Raw genomic sequence first — 4,362 nt, 5'->3', positions numbered from 1 at the left:
CCTGGTGGCCACCGTCGGCGGCGACGTCGGGGACGCGCTGCGCCGGCTCGCGCCCGAACTCAGGGACGTCCTGCAGGCGATGGTGCTCGACGGACTGTCCGTCCGGGAGACCGCCGTGGTCCTCGGACTGCCCGAGGGCACGGTCAAGACCCGCGCCCGCCGGGCCCGGATCGCGATGCGGGAGGCACTGGCATGAGCGGTACGGAACACGCGTCGGCACGGCTCATCGACGGCTACGCGCGCCTCACCCCGGGCCCCGGCCCCGGCCCCGATCCCGCGCTCGACCCCGACCCCGACCCCGCCTTCGACCTCACCGCCGACGAGGTGTGGGCCCTGGAGGCCCACCTGGAGACGTGCCGCACCTGCCGTGACCGGCTGGCGGCCGCCGTCGCCGACGGGGCCCCCGCCGTCGGGGCGCTCACCGAGGCCGTCTGGGCCGACCTCGCCCCACGGCTCGCCGCCGTCGCCCCCGCCCCGCCGCGCCGCCGCCTGATCGCCCGCCTCGCGACCTGGACGACACCCGCCATGACCCCGTGGCTGGCCATGGTCCTCGCCGTCACCCTGCTCGCCCTGCTGCTCGACCTGACCGGCCCCGGCTCCGGCCGGATCTCCCTCGTCCTGCTGCTCGCCCCCGTCCTGCCGGTGGCCGGCGTGGCGGTCTCCTGGTCGCGCGGCCTCGACCCCGCCCACGAACTCACCACCGCCACCCCGCGCGCCGGCCTGCCACTGGTACTGCGCCGCACCGTCGCCGTGCTCGCCGTGGTGATCCCCGCCCTGCTCGCGGCCGGCTGGGCCACGGGACTGACGGCCGCGCAGTGGCTGCTGCCCTGCCTGGCGTGCACCTCCGCCACGCTGGCGCTCGGCGGACTGATCGGCATGACCCGCGCCGCCGTCGCCCTCACCGCCGTCTGGGCCGCCGCCGTGGCCGCGCCGACCCTGGCCGCCGGCCGCACGCCCGCCCTCCTGCGCGCGGACGGCCTGCCGCTCTGGTGCGCGCTCCTCGCCCTCGGCGCCGCCGTCGTCCTCGCCCGCCGGGGCGCCTACACGGCCCAGGCGGGCACCCGTTGAACCCCCGAGCCCTCCGGAAGAACAGGACCCCCGCGATGCCCGCAGTGAACGCGGCCGACCTCGCCCCCACCCGCTACGCCTGGGAGATCCGGGCGAGCGGACTCAAGGTCAGAGCCGGCCGCCGGCGGCTGGCCGTCGACGGCCTCGACCTGACCCTCGGCACCGGCGTCCACGGCCTGCTCGGCCCCAACGGCGCCGGCAAGACCACCCTCATCCGCGCCCTCGCCACCGTGCTGCGCCCCGCCGGCGGCGAACTGGAACTCCTCGGCCGGCCCCTCGGCGGCCCGGGCGACCACCGGGCGCTGCGCCGCCGGATCGGCTACCTGCCGCAGGAGTTCGGCTACTACAAGCGCTTCACCGTCCGGGAGTTCGTCGAATACATGGCCTGGCTGAAGGAGGTCCCCGCCGCCGAGATCCCGGCCGCCGTGCAGCGCGCCGTCGAACGGGTCGGCCTCGCCGACCGCGCCGATCAGCGGATGAAGGCCCTGTCCGGCGGCATGGTGCGGCGGGCCGGCATCGCCCAGGCCATCGTCAACGACCCGGCCGTCCTGCTGCTCGACGAACCGACCGTCGGCCTGGACCCGGCGCAGCGGCTGCGCCTGCGCCAACTGCTCCAGGAACTCGGCACGGACGCCTGCGTCGTCGTCTCCACCCACCTGGTGGAGGACGTCGCCGCCGCCTGCACCGACGTGCTGCTCCTCGCCGAGGGACGGCTCCTCTTCCAGGGCACCCCGGACCGGCTCGCGGCCGCCGGCGGCCCGGAGCACGAGGGCGACAGCCCGCTGGAGCGCGGCTACTCGGCCCTGCTCGCCGCCCCCGCGCGCACCGGAGGTGCCTGGTGAGCCTCCCGTCCAGGGTGCTCCGCACCGAACTGCGGCGCTCCGTCGCCCCCTGGGCCGGCGCCACCGTCCTGGCCCTCTCGCTCGCCCTCCTCGAACTCGCCCCCGGGCCGTGGTCGAAGGGCGCCACCCTGTGGACGGCCCAGTGGACGTCCATGGCCCTGTGGACCCGCCACCTGCTGGTCCTCCTGTGGCCGCTCGCCCTCGGCCTCGGCGCGCTGCAAGGCCTCCGCGACCACCGCTCCCGCACGGCCGAACTGCTCGCCACCACCCCGCGACCGGCCCGCCACCGCGCCGCCGCCCTCGCCGGCCCGACGGCGCTCGCCCTCGCCGGGGCCTTCCTGCTGCTCGTCCTCCTCGGCGCGGTCCGGCTGCTCACCACCGGCGCCGCGACCACCGGCGCCGGCTGGCTGCCGATCTCACTCGTCGGCGCGCTCGCCCTCGCCGCCGGGGCCCTCCTCGGCATGGGCGCCGCCCGCGTCCTGCCGTCCGTCCTCACCCCGCCCGCCCTGGCCGTCGCCGCCTTCGCGCTCACCAACGCCCTGCGCCAGACCACCGACGCCGCCGTGCCGACCTCCGCCGTCCCGAACCGGCTCTCCCTCCTCTCGCCGGCCACCGCCGACGTTCGCCAGACCCTCTTCACCCTCTCCGCCCCCGTCCACCTCGGACAGACCCTCTGGCTGCTCGGCCTGGCCGCCACGGGCCTCGCCCTGCTCGCCGCCGCCACCCGCCGCACCCGGCTGCTCGCCCTCACCCCGCTCCTCGCGTGCGGGGCGCTCGCCCTGCTCGTGCTCCCCGCCGACCCGCGCGACACCTATGTCCTCGACCGGGCCGCCACCGCCCAGGTCTGCGACGGCCCGGTCTGCGTGACGGCGGCCCACCGGGCCCGCCTCGACGAACTCGCCGGCCCCGGACGGGACGCGCTGGGCCTGCTGCGCACCGCCCTCGGCGACCGGGCGCCCACCGCCGTCCGCGAGAGCACCGCCCCGCGCGCCATCAGCGCCACGCCGGAACGCCCGCGCGACGCGCTGCTCGTCGACTTCGACGACCCGGTACTCGCCGCCGCCGGGGGAGAGGCGCTGACCCGGGCCCTGGTCGGCCAGGGCATCGCCCCGCTCTGCCACCCCCGCAGCGACCGCGAGAGCGGCACCCTGTCGGGGACGGTCGCCCAGAGCATCGCCGCCGCCTGGGTCCTCGGCGACCTGCGGCCGCTCGACGGGACCATGCACAGCGCCCGGGACCAGACCAAGTTGGCCGCCCCCGCCTGGCAGGCGTTCAGCGCGCTGCCGCCCGCCGAACAACGGCAGCGGATCGCCGCCCTGCACACCGCCGCCGTCTCCTGCGCCGACGACCCGCTGGACACGCTGACCGGAGGCGCACTCCGGTGAGGTGGCTGACCCTCTACGCCCGATCGCGCCAACTGCCGCTCGTCCTTGGACTGTTGGTCGCCCTCGCGATCCTCGCCCGGCTCGGCGGCGCCGCCGGCCCGCGCCGCTCCGCCCTCCTCCTCGCCGCCGGGGCGATCGCCCTGACCGCCGGCCTCGGCAGCCCGGACCCCGCCCTGGACCGCACCGCCGCCCTCCGCTGGCCACTCCACCGCGCCGCCCACGTCCTGCTCGGCACCGTCCTCACCGCCGCCCTCCTTCCCCCCGGCCTCCTCACCCTCCGCGACAGCGCCGGCCTCACCGGCCTCGCCGCCCTCGGTGCCGCCTGCTTCGGCCGCCCCTACGCCTGGCTGCCCCCCTTCACCTGCCTCGCCGCCGCCTTCCTCCTCCCGCCCGCCCCCGACCTCGCCACCCGACTCCTCACCTGGCCCCTCCTCCCGCCCGGCGCCACCCCCGCCACCCTCACCGCCCTCACCCTCGCCGTCACCGGCACCACCGCGTACGCCCTCGCCGGGCCCCGGCGATGATGGGCACGTGTTCTACGAAGACCTCAGCGTGTACGAGTACCAGCCCTACGACACCTTCGGCGACCGGGAGTCAGGCGTCTACGCGGTCCGCTTCCGCCCGACCTACACCTGCCTGAACATCGGCTGGCTGGAAGCCGGCCACCCGTACCCGACCGGGCCGGTGCCCGCCGCCTTCCTGGAGAAGCTGAAGGCCGTCCAGCGGGTCCAGTGGATGAACGTCTGCCTCGGCTGGCACGACTGCGACCTCTGCCCCGACGCGGAAACCCCGGAAGGGAACGGGGAACTGCGGATCCCCGGCGAGCCCGGCACCGCCTACGCCGCCCCCTTCCTGATCACCCACTACATCACCGTCCACGGCTACCACCCGCCCCAGCCCTTCATCGACGCCGTCCTCGCCGTCGACCTCGACACCTGGGCCGCCGCCCGCTGGCCCGACGTCCCCTTCCCGTGGATTCCGGAGGACGCCGAACGCCTGGTGGACTACTAGGACCAACGCCGTTCAGTTAGGCGTGGGGCCTGCATGTCAAGGCCGGTAGGCAAAGC

6 protein-coding genes are annotated in these 4,362 nt (G+C 76.7%); all 6 read left to right on the top strand.

What is annotated here, in order from left to right:
- On the top strand, positions 1 to 196 hold a 196-nt coding region (locus ABD308_RS35160), incomplete at its 5' end, for a sigma factor-like helix-turn-helix DNA-binding protein (protein WP_344344056.1).
- Positions 193 to 1,068 carry a zf-HC2 domain-containing protein gene (locus tag ABD308_RS35155; RefSeq protein ID WP_344344054.1) on the top strand — a complete coding sequence of 292 codons (876 nt, stop codon included), beginning with the start codon at positions 193 to 195 and terminating at the stop codon, positions 1,066 to 1,068. The genes ABD308_RS35160 and ABD308_RS35155, both read left to right, overlap by 4 nt.
- Positions 1,069 to 1,103: 35 nt before the next feature.
- Entirely contained in the window at positions 1,104 to 1,910 is an 807-nt protein-coding gene (locus tag ABD308_RS35150) for an ABC transporter ATP-binding protein (RefSeq protein ID WP_344344052.1), read from the top strand.
- Positions 1,907 to 3,295, top strand: coding sequence for a hypothetical protein (locus ABD308_RS35145; protein WP_344344050.1), 1,389 nt, complete (start codon positions 1,907 to 1,909; stop codon positions 3,293 to 3,295). Before ABD308_RS35150 ends, ABD308_RS35145 begins: the two co-directional genes overlap by 4 nt.
- Positions 3,292 to 3,819 (top strand): hypothetical protein, encoded by a 528-nt coding sequence (locus ABD308_RS35140; RefSeq protein ID WP_344344048.1) that lies wholly within the window; start codon positions 3,292 to 3,294, stop codon positions 3,817 to 3,819. Before ABD308_RS35145 ends, ABD308_RS35140 begins: the two co-directional genes overlap by 4 nt.
- 7 nt (positions 3,820 to 3,826) lie before the next feature.
- Complete coding sequence (locus tag ABD308_RS35135; RefSeq protein WP_344344046.1) at positions 3,827 to 4,306, top strand: DUF7919 family protein; 480 nt, start codon at positions 3,827 to 3,829, stop codon at positions 4,304 to 4,306.
- Positions 4,307 to 4,362: the final 56 nt, after the last annotated feature.

Origin of the sequence: Kitasatospora putterlickiae, from assembly GCF_039527695.1 — a bacterium.
GTDB classification, from domain to species: Bacteria; Actinomycetota; Actinomycetes; order Streptomycetales; family Streptomycetaceae; genus Kitasatospora; species Kitasatospora putterlickiae.
The sequence above is the reverse complement of the archived record's forward strand: the minus strand, read 5'-3'. Positions and strand labels throughout refer to the sequence as shown.